The sequence below is a fragment of the Streptomyces sp. NPDC006516 genome, assembly GCF_040611875.1.
Taxonomy (GTDB): domain Bacteria; phylum Actinomycetota; class Actinomycetes; order Streptomycetales; family Streptomycetaceae; genus Streptomyces.
The window spans coordinates 1-13,229 of sequence record NZ_JBEXPD010000013.1; the positions used below are offsets into that span (position 1 = coordinate 1).

General features: G+C 71.2%; 17 protein-coding genes. 11 read left to right on the forward strand and 6 right to left on the reverse strand.

Features of this window, described 5'->3' with window-relative positions; genetic code table 11:
* The 6 genes from ABZY45_RS27985 to ABZY45_RS28010 form a co-directional block, all read left to right on the forward strand.
* Nucleotides 1-690: carboxyl transferase domain-containing protein (locus ABZY45_RS27985; protein ID WP_356744197.1), on the forward strand; the 690-nt coding region annotated here is incomplete at its 5' end.
* Entirely contained in the window at nucleotides 687-899 is a 213-nt protein-coding gene (locus ABZY45_RS27990; protein ID WP_356744199.1) for an acyl-CoA carboxylase epsilon subunit, read from the forward strand. The genes ABZY45_RS27985 and ABZY45_RS27990, both read left to right, overlap by 4 nt.
* A gap of 132 nt (nucleotides 900-1,031) precedes the next feature.
* On the forward strand, nucleotides 1,032-3,191 hold the full coding sequence (locus ABZY45_RS27995; protein WP_356744201.1) for an MMPL family transporter: 2,160 nt from the start codon (nucleotides 1,032-1,034) through the stop codon (nucleotides 3,189-3,191).
* 261 nt (nucleotides 3,192-3,452) lie between these two features.
* Nucleotides 3,453-3,770, forward strand: coding sequence for a LysR family transcriptional regulator (locus tag ABZY45_RS28000; protein WP_356744203.1), 318 nt, complete (start codon nucleotides 3,453-3,455; stop codon nucleotides 3,768-3,770).
* Between the two features lie 106 nt (nucleotides 3,771-3,876).
* The gene (locus ABZY45_RS28005; RefSeq protein ID WP_356744205.1) at nucleotides 3,877-4,095 is read left to right on the forward strand and encodes an MbtH family protein; all 219 of its coding nucleotides are present in this window, start codon (nucleotides 3,877-3,879) and stop codon (nucleotides 4,093-4,095) included.
* A 22-nt stretch (nucleotides 4,096-4,117) separates the two neighbouring features.
* Nucleotides 4,118-4,888, forward strand: coding sequence for an alpha/beta fold hydrolase (locus ABZY45_RS28010; RefSeq protein WP_356744207.1), 771 nt, complete (start codon nucleotides 4,118-4,120; stop codon nucleotides 4,886-4,888).
* A 70-nt stretch (nucleotides 4,889-4,958) separates the two neighbouring features.
* Here the strand turns inward: ABZY45_RS28010 and ABZY45_RS28015 are convergent, their stop codons facing one another.
* The 3 genes from ABZY45_RS28015 to ABZY45_RS28025 form a co-directional block, all read right to left on the reverse strand.
* Entirely contained in the window at nucleotides 4,959-5,921 is a 963-nt protein-coding gene (locus tag ABZY45_RS28015) for a hypothetical protein (RefSeq protein WP_356744209.1), read from the reverse strand.
* Between the two features lie 85 nt (nucleotides 5,922-6,006).
* Entirely contained in the window at nucleotides 6,007-6,972 is a 966-nt protein-coding gene (locus ABZY45_RS28020) for a beta-ketoacyl synthase N-terminal-like domain-containing protein (RefSeq protein WP_356744211.1), read from the reverse strand.
* Nucleotides 6,969-8,144 (reverse strand): beta-ketoacyl synthase N-terminal-like domain-containing protein, encoded by a 1,176-nt coding sequence (locus ABZY45_RS28025; protein ID WP_356744213.1) that lies wholly within the window; start codon nucleotides 8,142-8,144, stop codon nucleotides 6,969-6,971. Before ABZY45_RS28025 ends, ABZY45_RS28020 begins: the two co-directional genes overlap by 4 nt.
* A 194-nt stretch (nucleotides 8,145-8,338) precedes the next feature.
* Between ABZY45_RS28025 and ABZY45_RS28030 the strand changes: the two genes are divergently transcribed.
* From ABZY45_RS28030 to ABZY45_RS28050, 5 genes are read left to right on the forward strand one after another with little or no spacing between them, the layout of a single operon-like run.
* Nucleotides 8,339-8,590: an acyl carrier protein gene (locus ABZY45_RS28030; protein ID WP_356744215.1), complete on the forward strand. Its 252-nt coding sequence runs from the start codon at nucleotides 8,339-8,341 to the stop codon at nucleotides 8,588-8,590.
* Nucleotides 8,590-8,958: a hypothetical protein gene (locus ABZY45_RS28035; RefSeq protein ID WP_356744217.1), complete on the forward strand. Its 369-nt coding sequence runs from the start codon at nucleotides 8,590-8,592 to the stop codon at nucleotides 8,956-8,958. Before ABZY45_RS28030 ends, ABZY45_RS28035 begins: the two co-directional genes overlap by 1 nt.
* Nucleotides 8,958-9,371: a hypothetical protein gene (locus tag ABZY45_RS28040; RefSeq protein WP_356744219.1), complete on the forward strand. Its 414-nt coding sequence runs from the start codon at nucleotides 8,958-8,960 to the stop codon at nucleotides 9,369-9,371. The genes ABZY45_RS28035 and ABZY45_RS28040 overlap by 1 nt, the downstream gene beginning before the upstream one ends.
* Entirely contained in the window at nucleotides 9,371-9,784 is a 414-nt protein-coding gene (locus ABZY45_RS28045; protein ID WP_356744221.1) for a hypothetical protein, read from the forward strand. Before ABZY45_RS28040 ends, ABZY45_RS28045 begins: the two co-directional genes overlap by 1 nt.
* Nucleotides 9,781-10,731 (forward strand): hypothetical protein, encoded by a 951-nt coding sequence (locus ABZY45_RS28050; protein ID WP_356744223.1) that lies wholly within the window; start codon nucleotides 9,781-9,783, stop codon nucleotides 10,729-10,731. The genes ABZY45_RS28045 and ABZY45_RS28050 overlap by 4 nt, the downstream gene beginning before the upstream one ends.
* Before the next feature lie 63 nt (nucleotides 10,732-10,794).
* Here the strand turns inward: ABZY45_RS28050 and ABZY45_RS28055 are convergent, their stop codons facing one another.
* The 3 genes from ABZY45_RS28055 to ABZY45_RS28065 all read right to left on the reverse strand — a co-directional run bounded on the left by ABZY45_RS28055 (nucleotide 10,795) and on the right by ABZY45_RS28065 (nucleotide 13,213).
* Nucleotides 10,795-11,592: a hypothetical protein gene (locus ABZY45_RS28055; protein ID WP_356744225.1), complete on the reverse strand. Its 798-nt coding sequence runs from the start codon at nucleotides 11,590-11,592 to the stop codon at nucleotides 10,795-10,797.
* A 191-nt stretch (nucleotides 11,593-11,783) separates the two neighbouring features.
* Nucleotides 11,784-11,984, reverse strand: a complete 201-nt coding sequence (locus tag ABZY45_RS28060; protein ID WP_356744227.1) for a ferredoxin — start codon at nucleotides 11,982-11,984, stop codon at nucleotides 11,784-11,786.
* A 5-nt stretch (nucleotides 11,985-11,989) separates the two neighbouring features.
* Nucleotides 11,990-13,213, reverse strand: a complete 1,224-nt coding sequence (locus tag ABZY45_RS28065; protein ID WP_356744229.1) for a cytochrome P450 — start codon at nucleotides 13,211-13,213, stop codon at nucleotides 11,990-11,992.
* Between the last annotated feature and the right edge of the window lie 16 nt (nucleotides 13,214-13,229).

Sequence of the window (13,229 nt, forward strand, 5' to 3'; positions counted from 1 at the left end):
GTCATCGAGGAGCTCGTCGACGACGGCGACTTCCTGGAGGTCCACGAACGCTGGGCCCGCAACATCGTCTGCGCGCTCGCCCGCCTCGACGGCCACGTCGTGGGCATCGTGGGCAACCAGCCCCTGTCGTTCGCCGGGGTGCTGGACATCGAGGCGTCCGAGAAGGCCGCTCGCTTCGTCCAGTTCTGCGACGCGTTCAACATCCCGCTGGTCACCCTCGTCGACGTACCCGGCTTCCTGCCCGGCGTCGACCAGGAGCACGGTGGGATCATCCGGCACGGCGCGAAGCTGCTCTACGCCTACTGCAACGCCACCGTGCCCAGGATCTCCCTGATCCTGCGCAAGGCCTACGGCGGGGCCTACATCGTCATGGACTCCACATCCATCGGCTCCGACCTGGCTTACGCGTGGCCCACCAACGAGATCGCGGTCATGGGCGCCGAGGGCGCGGCCAACGTCATCTTCCGCCGCGAGATCGCCGGCGCCGACGACCCCGAGGCGGTGCGCGGTCAGCTGGTCAAGGAGTACAAGGCCGAGCTGATGCACCCCTACTACGCGGCTGAGCGCGGCCTGGTCGACGACGTCATCGACCCCGCCGAGACGCGCCATCTGCTGATCCGCGCCCTGGAGATGCTGCGGCTCAAACACGCCGACCTGCCCTCGCGCAAGCACGGGAACCAGCCCGCGTGAGCGCCGGCGACGAGCAGGGCGGATCCCTGCTGAGAGTCGTGCACGGCTCGCCCACTCCCGAGGAGCTGGCGGCAGCTGTCGCGGTGGTGCTGGCCGCGGGCCGGCGATCCGGGCCGTCCGCACCGGGCGGCACGGGGACCGCCCGGGCCTCCTGGCGGCGTGCGGAGTCCCCGGCTTCCGCCCACGTCTCCTGGCGCGGCGGACGCTGACCGGTTGTCGCTGCAGGTCGTTGCACGGCTACTTGAAGTCGTCGGGCGCGTTGCGGAACGTGGCGGTCCAAAGGTCCGAGTGCAGATACGCGGCCGCGGGACGAGCCGCGGGTGAAGACGTGGAGGATTCCCATGTTCCGAGGGATAGGGCGGTTCTCGGTGAACCGCCCATGGCTGGTCGTCGCGCTGTGGTTGCTGGCGACCACAGCCCTGGTCGCGCTGGCGCCGCAGCTGAAGCCGACCGACGACCAGGCGGAGTTCCTCCCGTCGCACTACGAGTCGGTCCGCGCGGTGGAGATCCAGCGGGACGCCTTCCCGCAGAGCCGCCAGCCGGCGGCCATCGGCGTGGTCCGGCGTGCCGACGGCGGCAAGCTGACCGAGGCCGACAAGAAGAAGACCGGCGAGATCGCGGCCGGTCTGGGGGCCGAGAGGTTCGCGAAGATCACCGAAGTGGTGGCCGACCCCAAGGCGGTGTCGCCGGACGGGAAGATCGCCCTCGTCCACGTCTTCGCCTCGACGAAGACGGCCAACGACGAGACGCTCGTCGAATCCGTCGGCGACATCCGTGAGGAGACCGCCGGGCGGCTCTCCGGCAGCGGGCTCGAGGTGGGCTACACCGGGGCCACCGCCACCGTCCTGGACTCGACGGAGGCTTCGGACAGCACCGACGCCATGGTCATGATGGCCACGCTGGTCCTCATCATCGTCCTGTTGCTGGTCATCTTCCGCAGCCCGGTGATCGCGCTGCTGCCCGTCCTCGTCATCGGGGTGGTCTTCACGGTGACCATGGGGGTCATCGCCACGGCCAGCGAGCTCGCCGGCATGGCGGCTCCCGCCTCCATCTCGGCCATCCTCATCGTGGTGCTCTTCGGTGTCGGCACCGACTACACGCTCTTCCTGCTGTTCCGCTACCGCGAGCACCTGCGGGAGGGCATGCCGGCCAAGGAGGCGCTGGCCACGGCCGCCGGCCGGGTCGGCGAGACCATCGCGTCCGCGGCGGGCGTCGTCATCGCCGCGTTCCTCTCGCTGCTGCTGTCCTCCATGGGCATGCTCAGCAGCATGGGCCTCGCGCTGGCGATCGCCGTCGCCGTCACCCTGCTCTCCGCCCTCACCCTCGTACCGGCCGTCTTCTCCCTGCTGGGCACCAAGGCGTTCTGGCCGTCCAAGGCCTGGCGCACACAGCCGAGGAACGCGCTCTCGGACCGCGTCGGGAGCTTCGCCTCCCGCAGGCCGGGCGTCATCGCGGGTGTGTCCGGTGTGGTGCTCGTGGCGCTCGCCACGGGGGTCTTCGGCTTCAAGGCGGAGTACGACACCGAGAGTTCGCTCCCGGACACCCTGGAGTCCGTCCAGGCGATGGAGGACTTCCAGAGCGGCTTCTCCGCCGGGCAGTCCGACCCCACGTTCGTCTATGTGAAGTCCACCGGGAAGGCGTCCCTGGACACGGCACGGCTCGCGGCCTACGAGAAGGAGCTGGCGGGCGTCGACGGCGTGGCGCAGGTCGCCCCGGCCCTGGTCAGCCCCGACGGCACGGTCGCGCAGTACGCCGTCGTGCTCGACCACCGTCCCACCGACGACAGGGCCATCGAACTGGTCGGGGGCGAGCTGCGGGACACGGTCCACGAGGCCGCCCCGGAGAACACCGAACAGTTCGTGGGCGGCAGCACGGCCGTCCTCACGGACGTCCGGACCGCGGTGAACCGGGACTACAAGCTCGTGTTCCCGATCGCCGCGGTGGCGATCATGCTCATCCTCGGCCTGATGCTGCGCAGCCTCATCGCTCCCTGGTATCTGATGATCTCGGTCGGCCTCGGCTTCGGAGGCACCCTCGGTGCCACCGTCTGGCTGTTCCAAAGTGGCTCGGACGGGCTGCTGTTCATGCTGCCGGTGATCGTCTACCTCTTCGTCGTCGCCATCGGGACCGACTACAACATCCTGATGGTGGCCAGGCTCCGCGAGGAGATCAACAGCGGCAAGGAGCCGCAGGAGGCCGTCCGGAGGGCCGTCACGCACTCCGCGCCCACCATCGGGGCCGCGGCGGTCATCCTCGCCGGCACCTTCGGCGTGCTGATGCTGGCGGACAACGCGATGCTGAAGCAGATGGGCTTCGCGGTCGCCTTCGGAATCCTGCTCAGCGCGTTCGTGACCGCGATCCTGCTGGTGCCGGCGATCACCACGCTCGTCGGAGCGAAAGCCTGGTGGCCGGGCAACCGTGACGCCGCGCCCACGGGCGACCGTGCGGAGCCCGGCGCCCACGACGGCTCCGAGGACCTCGTCGGCTCGCGAGGCCGGTAGCCGCTCCGGATTCTCCTCCGCACGACCGCACGACCGCACGACCGCACGACCGCTCGCCCCCTCGCCGGCTTCCGGCAGGGGGCGAGCGGCTTCCTCGCCCCCCTGCCCGGCGTCACACCCTCCCGCCGATCCGGCGGCCGTGCGGCTGTGCAGCTTCCTGAAAGGAGAGGGGGAGGAGCGGCGGAGATATCGATAGGATTTCGGCACGGCGTTCTTGGTCTTCGGAATTTCTGCCGCGATACGGGCCGAATGCGAGGTGTGATGCACGAGCGTGAGTTGAAGGCTTTCGTTTCGGTCGCGGAAACCGGGCGAATGGATGCCGCGGCACGGCGACTCGGTTATTCGCAGGCAGCGATCACCTATCAGATCCAGTGCCTGGAACGGTCCCTCGGTTTCAAGTTGTTCACCCGGCACCCCAGCGGTGCGCGGCTGACCCGCGAAGGGCGGTCGGTTCTGCCCTCGGCGCGTGCCGCTCTGATGCTGATGGGCGACATGCGTTCCCCGAGCCCGTGCGAGGACACGGAGCACGGGGGGCCGGTTCCTGCCGCTGTTCCGGCGGCCCGGAAGGGCACCGCCTGAATCCGGCGTGTGCCGATGTGCTTTCGCACACCCCCGCCGAATCGCTCCCGTGCGGTCTTTCGGCAGACATCTCTTCCCATCCCGGAAAAACGTTGGAGAGAAAAAGATGAGCACCAACCCGTTCGAGGACAACGACGCCAGCTACTACGTCCTGGTCAACGAGGAGGGCCAGCACTCGCTGTGGCCGGCGTTCGCCGAGATACCCTCCGGCTGGACGGTGAAGCACGGCCAGGACAGCAGGCAGGCCTGCCTGGACTACGTCGACGCGAACTGGACCGACATGCGCCCGCTGAGCCTGGTGCGTCAGATGGCCGAGTCCGAGTAGGACGGAGCCGGAGAGGACGATCATGCAGACGGTTTCCTCCACCCCCGCGGTGTACCGGCCCCGGCCACGGCCGGACGCGAGCCGGGTGCTGGTGTGCCTGAGCTTCTGCGGCGGTGGGACGGCACCGTTTCGCCGCTGGGCCGACGTCGTGCCGGACGACGTGGAGCTGGCGCTGATCTGTTATCCCGGCCGGGAGTCCAGATTCGGCACTCCGTTCGCCCGCGACTGGATCGCCCTGCGCGACGACGTGGTGGGAGCGGTCCGCGGTCTCGCGGGCCGGCCCTACACGCTGTTCGGCCACAGCATGGGCTCCTGGCTGGCCTTCGAGACGGCGGCGCAGCTCGAACGCCTCGGCGTCGCGCGGCCGTCGGCGCTCGTCGTCTCCGGCGGGGTCGCACCTCACCGGCGCGGGGTGCGCGGAAGTCACATCCCCCGTACGGCCGACAGCGACGACGTCCTCGTCGACTGGATGCGTACGTTCGGGCAGATGTCGGCGGTGGTGGCCAACGAACCCGAACTACGCGCCATCGCGGTGGAACTGCTCCGTGCGGACCTCGCCGTCTCGGAGTCGTACCGGTTCACCGAGGGGACCCGCGCGACCGTACCGCTCAGGGTGCTCTACGGCTCCGGTGACACCGAGCCCTTCGACGAGGTGGAACGGGACTGGAAGTCGCTGGCGGACGGCGGCTTCGAGGCGTTCGAGCTGCCGGGCGGGCACTTCTACGAGACGGACGTCTGGGCCGGGCTGCCGCGCTGGTGCACCGAACCCGCTCCCGGAGCGGGGCGCCCGTGACACGGGAACGCCGCGCCGACGGTGTCGGCGCGGCGTTCCCGGCGCGAGGTGCGGGTGTGCGCGGACGGGTTCAGGCCGCCTCGCGCAGGGCGGCCCTGCGGTCGTGGAGCACCATCAGGATGACCATTCCCATGAGTACGCCCAGGACCGTGCCTGCCTGGCCCGCCAGCAGGTGGGCCACGTCGCTCTCGGGGGAGGGCCGCTTCGTGCCGAGGTTCGTGAGCAGGCTGTAGAGGCCGTAGGAGAAGAGCATGCCCGAGGAGATCCACGACGCCGCCATGGGGATCAGGAACTTCCGCGGGCCGCGGCGACTCGTCAGTACCAGGAGCCCCCATGCCCCGGCGAAGGCCCAGACGCCCGTGCTCAGGGACAGCAGGTGCCACCACATGTCGCGGTAGGACAGGCGGTCCGCGTCCAGTCCCAGCGTTCCGCCGGCCGCCCAGAACACCTTGACGAGGCCGAGCACGACGCAGCCCGCCGCCAGCAGCCTGGCCACGGTGGTCTGGAGCGCCTGCGTGTTCCCCCGGGTCTCACCGGGGTCGACCGGGCCGCTCAGCGCCTCGGGCCACCGCGCCTTCGCGTATCCGGCGAGCGCGAGCGGGAGGCCGATCCCCACGCCCACCAGCGAGATCATGACCAGGACCTGTTCGTAGGCCCACAAGTCGTTGGACGCGGCGGCCTGTTCGTCCTGGGACATGGCGGCGGGACCGAGCACCGGCGCCAGCACCAGCATGGGCACGAGCAGGCCGGTGCCGACCCACACGGGCAGGACGATCAGCCACGCGGGAAGTCTCTGGCCCCAGGGCTGGATGAACGCGACCGCCAGCAGAATTCCCACTGCGGCGAGCACCGCGGTCGTCGCGTTGATCGCACGCCAGTCCGCTTCGCCCATTTCTTCGTTCGGAAGGAACAGTCCGAATGTCCAGACGATTTTGATCAGCATGTACGGCATGACCGCAACCACGGTGCCGTAGCCGCATATCCTGCGCATTTTCATCAGCCGTGAGGTCGGCTGTGCCGCCATTGCTGTCATGATCGGCATGCTATCCGACCGGTCATCGGTGGCCAAGTATCCCATCTCCTTTCAGAGATACGTCAGTTGCAGGGAAATGGTGAAATCAAGGCCGTGACGGGCTGCGCAGTGCTATGGCGGTGAGGTGCCCGGAATCGGAGAGGGACACGAGGAGGGCGCTCTCCCCCGTCCCCGCCAGCGCTATGAGTTCCAGCAGCCCGGACACCGAGCAGTGCCGGGCCTCGGTGAATTCCCCGCCGGGAGCGCACAGGGAACCGCCGGTCCCGGCGAGCGCCGTCGCGACGGAGTCGCGCACCGCGGCTCCGAATCGTGCGGCGCCGGCGGGCCCGCTGACGACCAGCCTGACGCCGTGCGTGCCGGCTGCCAGGGCGGCGATCCGCCTCCCGGCCGCCGCGACCACGTCAGGGTCCCGGCCGCCGTCGGCTCCCCGCGCGACGAACCGCGAGAGCCCGCCGGTGACTTCGGCCAGCGCGCGGGCCCGGTCGGCGCGGTCCGGGGCCGAGAGGACGACGGCGGCGGCGCCGTCGAGCTCGCGCTCCCCGTCGCCGTCCGGTGCCTGGTCGGTGGCAGCGGCCACCACCCGGTCCGCGCGGTCCGTCCGCAGCGCCGTGACCGCGAAGTGCACGGCCTCCAGACCCGCGGTGCCGGGATTCGTCAGCGTGACCGAGAACGCCCTGGCCCCGGCGCCGATGGCGAGCTGGCTCCCCGGGGTGCTCATGGAGAAGGCCGGTACCTCGGCCGGGCTGATGCCCCGGACGCCCAGCGTGCGCAGGGTGTCGTCCATCCGCCGGTGCGCGTGGGCGATCGCGTACTGGGTGCCCGTGACCACGCCGAGGCGCAGGCTCGGCGCGCCGTCGAGGGGCAGGTCGTCGTGGCGTCTGCCCAGTGCCTGATGACCGGCCGCGAGGAGGTACCGGGTGGCGGGGGAGTGGTATTTCCAGCCGCGCCGCCCGAGGTGTTCGGCAGGGTCGAACCAGGCCGCCGCCCTGCTCTCCTCCGCGGCGGGAGGACGTTCCGCCACCGAGCCGGCGCCCATGAGCAACACGTTCACGCGACGGCCTCCCAGACGAGCGCCGCGTTGTTGGCGCCGAACCCGGTCCCGCTCACGAGCACGGCCGGGCGGGACAGCGGCACCGGTCCTGCCAGGGGGACATCCATCGGGCAGGAGGGGTCGACCGCGGTGACGTGCGCGTTGGGCGGCACCAGACCGGCGCCCAGCATCCGGGCGGCGATGACACAGCCGAACACGCCTGCCGCGCCTGCGGTATGGCCCATGACCGCCTTCGGCGCGTAACCCGCCGTCGCGGCGATGTCCCCCCCGGCAGCGGTGACGGCCTCGCTGACGGCGGTGCTCTCCACGGAGTCGTTGAGTGCCACACCGGCGCGGTGGAGTACCACGGCACCAGGTGGCCCGGCGGTGGAGAGGGCCTGGGCGACCGAGCGCCGCAGCTGACCGCCGGACGGCTCGGGCGCCATCGGGTGGTGGGCGTCGCAGCTCCAGCCCTGCCCGGCGAGCACCGCCTGCGCGGCCACCCCCCGGCGCCGGGCGGAGGCGGCCGACTCCAGCACCACGGCCGCCGCGCCCTCGCCCGTGACCATGCCCGAGCGACCGGTGTCGAAGGGCCGGCAGCACACCGGGTCCAGCAGCCCGAACCGGTGGAGCGTTCCGACGGCGACCCGCGAGAAGGCGTCGCCGCCGCAGGCGACGACGACGTCGGCCTGCCCGGTCTCGATCAGCAGGGCGCCCCAGGCCACCGCGTAGGCCCCGGCGGAGCAGGCGGTGGACAGGGTGTGGCCGCACCCCCCGATGCCGAACCGGCCGGCGACCACAGCGGCCACGCCGTGCGTGGCGAGCCGGCGTCCGGGCCCGTCCGGCAGTTCCGCGAGGTCGATGTCGCCGAGTGACGTGCCGACGGTCAGGCCCGCGTCGAGCAGGTCGTCGCGGGTCAGCCGGGCCTCGGCGACGGCCTCCGCGACCGCTTCGACGACCAGCGAGCTGGTGCGCCCGGGGGCGGCGGCCCCGACGGCCGGGGCCGCGTACAACCGAGGGTGCTCGGGCAGACCGCAGGCCTCGTGTGCGGGCACCGGCCGGTGATCGGCGCGGAGCAGGCCCTCCCACAGCGCGTCGACTCCGCCGCCGAAGCAGGACACCGCTCCCAGCCCCGTGACCACGACCGTCACCGGCGCACCCCACTTCTCCGGATCGTGCAGAAAGAAATTCACCGATTGACCAGGGTGCCGTGCCGGTACCCGGTGACCGTTCTGCCTGCAAGTACCTGCAGGAATTACGGGACCACTCCGGCGCCTCCGATCTCCTGCAATACGATCGGCCGCGACCAGCCGACTCCGTATCGAATGAGTAATGAATGCGGAATATCGCGGAGTTGAACAGGGAAAGCCGAAGGAAAGGGAATCCGGTGGGTGCGGAAAGCACGCTGGACAGGTCGGAGCTGCGGGACATGGTGGCGGACACCCTGGACGTCGAGTCCTCGGCGCTGACCGATGACGCGCTGCTCATCGAGGAGCTGGGAGCCGACTCGGTGATCGCTCTGGAGCTCGCCGTCACGCTGGAGCAGCGCTACGCGATCAGGATCCCCGAGGAGGAGCTCATCGGGCTCCGCACCTTCCCCGACATCTGCGAACTGCTCAGCCGGAAGCTGAGCGGCTGATGGACGGGCAGCCGGTCCGCGGCGCGGACGCCGGCGGAGCCGCCCCCTCCTACTTCCTGATCGAGAGCAAGGGGAACTGGGCGGGCCCCGGCGCGGGCGCCTTCCTCCTGGACGCCGTGGCCCTGGCCGAGGCGGGCCACCGGGTGCGGGTCTACCTCGTCGAGGACGGGGTGCTCAGCGCGGTGGGGAGCGACGTGCCCGAGGTGGAACGGCTCGCCGGGGCGGGCGCCGAGATCCTGGTGGACGACTTCTCCGCCGCACAGCGCGCTCTCGACGCCGGCAGGCTGTCACCGCACGTGAAGCTCGCCGGCATGGACACCGTCGCCGCCGCCCTGGCCGAGGACGACTGCAGAGGGGTGTGGCACTGATGGCGACCCCGATGAAGCGCCGCGTGTGGGACCTGCTGCTGATCATGACGGCCGCGCCGCACTCCGGCGACGTGGTCACCTCCGCGCTGCGGCTCTCGCACGCGGTACTCGCCGGCGGAGGGTCCGTACGGGTCTGGGCGTGCGGTTACGCCAACATGCTCACCCAGGACACCTTCGGCGACACCAAGCTCCCCAACACCCGTGATCCCGAAGGGCACTACCCCTCGCCCTCGGCGATCGTCCGGAGACTGAGCGCCGACAGCGCGGGGCGCTTCGCCTGGATCGCGTGCACCGCCTGCTCCGAGGAGCGCGGCGCGACCCACCACATCCCGCAGGTGCGGCACCGCTCGCCGCTCCGGCTGGCGGGGACCATCGACGCGGCCAGGCAGACGCTGTACCTCGGAGGAGCCTGATGACGACGACCGAGCGCGACGAGTCCCGCCGCAGGGTGCTCTGTGTCCTCGACCGCGCCTACCGGGGCGCCGTCGAGGTCCAGTTCTTCCACCCCCTGTACGGACTGCTCGACCTGCACGGACAGTTCGAGCAGGTGGACCTGGCGCTGCGCGGTGCCACGGTGACGATGGCCGTAGACGAGCACACGTACGTGCCCTCCGTCCGGCTCGGCTCGACGACCCTGGACACGCTGCCGGACTACCGGGGCTCCGTGCGCGATCTGGTCGACGCGGGCTTCGAGGTCCTGGTGGACGACACCGCGCTCACCGCACTCGGGTTCCGGCCCGAGGACCTGCTGCCGGGCACCGTGGCACTCGGCCCCGCCGAACTGGCGGCCCGCTGGCCCTCGTACGACCACGTGTGGTTCATATGACCGGCCGGCCTGCCGGGGCCCCGCACACCTACGCGACCCCGCTGCGCGCGGTCGACCGGATCGAGCGGCGTGCGGACGGACCCGGCCTGAGCTTCAGCACCTTCAAGACGGTCCGCGCCGACGACCCGTACATGGCCGGGCACTTCCCCGGCCTCACCCTGCTGCCCGCCGTGTTCGTGCTCGAAGGGCTCCGGCAGGCGCTGACCTCGTGCACCGGCGCCGACGAGCCGCTGAACCTGCTGGAGGTCGTCTCCGCCCGGTGGCTGGCGCCCATGCAGGGCGGCGACGAGATCCGGCTGGACGTCACGGCCACGGAGTCCGGAGGCGGGCAGTGGCTGGTCACCGCCGACGGCGTACGCCAGGACGGGGTCCCCGTCGTCGCCGCGAAGGTGGTGCTCGGCGGCCCGGACGCCGTCCTGTCCGGCGGGCTCGCACCGGCCGGAGGACCGCCCCCTGCCCACGCCGCCGCGTCGGGGCCGGACTACACCGCGATCCTGGACCGGCTGCCCGTACGCCACCCCATGCTGCTGGTGGACCGGGTGGACGCGCTGAAACCGGGCAGGGAGATCACCACGGTCAAGGCCGTCTCCGGGTCCGAGCCGTGCTACGGGGCGATGGAGGACGGCCTGCCGCTCTCCCGGTACATGTACCCCAGGACGCTGATGCTGGAGTCCTTCGGGCAGTCCTCGGTGCTCCTGTGGCTGTCGAGCGGCACGACCGGGGGAGTGCAGGTCGCGGCGGCGTTCCGGCGCTGCCGCTTCGCGGGTGAGGTCCGTCCGGGAGCGGTGCTGCGTCATGTGGCCCGGATCGACCGGATGATGACCGACAACGTCTTCGTGTCGGGGGAGACCTGGGACGGCGACCGGTGCGTCATGACCGTCGGCGCGCTCGTCGGTTCGAGCCGGCCGCGCGCGCGGCTCGACCGTACGGCGACGGCGGCGCCCTGACCGGGCAGGAGTCCGCCGGTCCTTCCGCCCGGCCAGGCGCCTGGGCGGAAGGACCGGCGCCTCTCAGGAGGCCGCGTGGAGCGACAGGATCTCCCGCACCGCGCCGGCCGTCAGGTCGCTGCGCAGGATGTCGACGTGGCCGACGGGGATCTCCACGGCGCGCGCGGCCAGCAGAGCGCCCTCGGTGGGCTGCAACGAGTTCACCGCGGTGGCGGTGCGCCACGCGCCGGCCGGATCGATGCTCCGGGCCGCGTCCAGATAGGACACGAACGACTCGAACACCGCCGCGAACTCCTCCAGCAGGTCCATGTCCAGCTCCTCGCGGGCGAACGCGGCGCCGGCCTGCTCACGGAAGATCCGGACGAGCTCCTTCCCGAGAGCGGCGAATCCGGGGGCGGTCGCCAGCGCCGTGGCAGCGGCCTGCCGGGCGGCGGCCACCTCGCCGGCGGTCAGGACCGAGGCGAACTGCCCCAGCATGGCGTCGAAGTCCCGGTGCAGGGCGTCCAGGGTCGGCACCTCCGGGTCGAAGACCAGGAACCGGGGCGGCTCCGCCTGCCCGGCGGCGAGCCTGGAAGCCAGTTCACCGGCGAAGACACTGCCGGCGCAGTAGCCGAGCACCGCCCGGACGGCGCGCCCGCTGTCCTCGACCTCGCGGGCCCACCGCTCGACGTAGTCCGCGGCGGACATCCCCCCGCCGGTGTCGGGCTGCCTGGTCTCCCACACGGTGAACTGCGGGCCGAGGCGCGGGGCGAGGTCGGAGAAGCTGGAATCGGAGCGCCCGGTGGTGGCGAAGTCGACGGCCAGGACGAGCTCGGATCCCTGCCCGGCGTCGAGTGCTTTCCAGCCGCTGAGTCTGGTCATGTGTGCTGTCCACTCTGGTCGACGGCCGGCACCGCGGAAGGGTGCGGCCGTGGGGAACGGCGGCGGGCACCGCGGAACGGCGAGCTGCCCGCCCGGGAGGTGTGCCCAAGAGGCGTGCTGGGGGAGGGAACGACGGCGGGTCCGCCCCGCGTGTGCGGCGGCGGACCCGCGGGGCCGCTGGGTCGGGAGGCTCAGCCGCCGGTGACCCGGACGGCCTTCGACGGGCAGATGTGCTCGGCGATCTTGCGCGCGTGCCCGGCGTCGGCACCCGTGGGGGTCTCGTCGAGGAGGACGACGAGACCGCTCTCGTCCTCCTGGTCGAAGACCGCCGGAGCGCTCATCACGCAGAGCCCGGCGCCGATGCAGCGGTCACGGTCGACGTGTACCCGCATCCCGCTCACCAGCCGACCACGAGCTTGTGCACCGGCGGCAGCCCGTCGACGAGCTCGATCGGCTCGTCGGACTCGACCACGTGCAGCCCCGGGAAGCGGGCGAACAGCGAGGTGAAGCAGAGCTCCATCATCAGCCGTGCCACGTGCTGGCCCAGACACTGGTGGACGCCGTAGCCGAAGGCCAGGTGGTCCCGCGAGTCGCGGTGGATGTCGAACGCGTCCGGGTCCGTGTACTTGGCGGGGTCCCGGTCGCCGAGGCCCTTGAGCACGAGGATTCCCTCGCCCTCCTTGATGGTCACGCCGTCGATCTCGACGTCGGCCAGCGCCACACGGGCGATGATCTCGTCGACGATGCTGAAGTGCCGCAGCACCTCGTTCACGGTCTTCGGCATGAGGCCCGCCGGGTCCGCCTGGAGGGCCTTGAGCTGCTCGGGGTGGTCGAGGAGCGTCTGGGTGCCGAGCGCGATGCGGTTGACGATGAACTCGTAGCCCGCGAGCAGCAGCATCTTCGTCATCAGCGTCAGACCGTGGTGGTCGAACTCGTCCGTCCGGCCGGCGCGGGTGATGAAGTTGCCGAGCATGTCGTCGGTGGGGTTCTGCTGCTTCTCGGTGACGAGCTCCGCGAAGTACTTCATCAACTCGTCGTTGGCGGCCATCTTCTCGTCCATGGTGTACGAGTGGCGCGTGCCCACCATGATCGCGGCGTTGCGCGTGAAGACGTCGCGCTCGGCCTCGGGGATGCCGGCCATCTCGCAGATCACCTGCGCGGGCAGCGGCAGGGCCAGGGCCTGGACGAGGTCGGTGGGGCCGCCGGCCTCCTCCATCCGGTCCAGGTAACGGTCGATGAGTTCCTGGACGCGGGGGCGCAGCTTCTCGGACGCCTTGATGGTGAAGTCGGGAAGGGCCATCTGACGGACCCGCGTGTGGCGGGGCGGGTCCATGGTCACCAGCAGGTTCTTCGAGTCGCGGGCGATCATGTCCAGCAGTTCCTGGGGCGCCGGGAACCTGATGGGGAAGGTCGGGTGCGGCTCGACGCTGAACCGGTCGTCCGCCAGCAGCCGCTGTATGTGGTCGTGCCGGGAGACGAGCCACGCCTTGCTGCCCGACGGCATGGTCACCTGCGTGAGCGGCCGGCCCGCCGGGACCTGACCGTACTCGGGAAGCAGCGGGTTGGGCCATCCGCGGGGGGCTACGGGGCAGGTCGCCGGCATCTCCATGGCGTCGGTCATAGGGGTTTTCCCTGTC

What these genes read in the sequence shown, in the direction of transcription:
- ABZY45_RS27995 (WP_356744201.1), top strand. Translation starts at nt 1,032, where the DNA reads ATGTTCCGAGGGATAGGGCGGTTCTCGGTGAACCGCCCATGGCTGGTC.
- ABZY45_RS28050 (WP_356744223.1), top strand. Translation starts at nt 9,781, where the DNA reads ATGACCGGCCGGCCTGCCGGGGCCCCGCACACCTACGCGACCCCGCTG.
- ABZY45_RS28000 (WP_356744203.1), top strand. Translation starts at nt 3,453, where the DNA reads ATGCACGAGCGTGAGTTGAAGGCTTTCGTTTCGGTCGCGGAAACCGGG.
- ABZY45_RS28005 (WP_356744205.1), top strand. Translation starts at nt 3,877, where the DNA reads ATGAGCACCAACCCGTTCGAGGACAACGACGCCAGCTACTACGTCCTG.
- ABZY45_RS28040 (WP_356744219.1), top strand. Translation starts at nt 8,958, where the DNA reads ATGGCGACCCCGATGAAGCGCCGCGTGTGGGACCTGCTGCTGATCATG.
- ABZY45_RS28035 (WP_356744217.1), top strand. Translation starts at nt 8,590, where the DNA reads ATGGACGGGCAGCCGGTCCGCGGCGCGGACGCCGGCGGAGCCGCCCCC.
- ABZY45_RS28065 (WP_356744229.1), bottom strand. Translation starts at nt 13,213, where the DNA reads ATGACCGACGCCATGGAGATGCCGGCGACCTGCCCCGTAGCCCCCCGC.
- ABZY45_RS28010 (WP_356744207.1), top strand. Translation starts at nt 4,118, where the DNA reads ATGCAGACGGTTTCCTCCACCCCCGCGGTGTACCGGCCCCGGCCACGG.
- ABZY45_RS28045 (WP_356744221.1), top strand. Translation starts at nt 9,371, where the DNA reads ATGACGACGACCGAGCGCGACGAGTCCCGCCGCAGGGTGCTCTGTGTC.
- ABZY45_RS28060 (WP_356744227.1), bottom strand. Translation starts at nt 11,984, where the DNA reads ATGCGGGTACACGTCGACCGTGACCGCTGCATCGGCGCCGGGCTCTGC.
- ABZY45_RS28055 (WP_356744225.1), bottom strand. Translation starts at nt 11,592, where the DNA reads ATGACCAGACTCAGCGGCTGGAAAGCACTCGACGCCGGGCAGGGATCC.
- ABZY45_RS28015 (WP_356744209.1), bottom strand. Translation starts at nt 5,921, where the DNA reads ATGACAGCAATGGCGGCACAGCCGACCTCACGGCTGATGAAAATGCGC.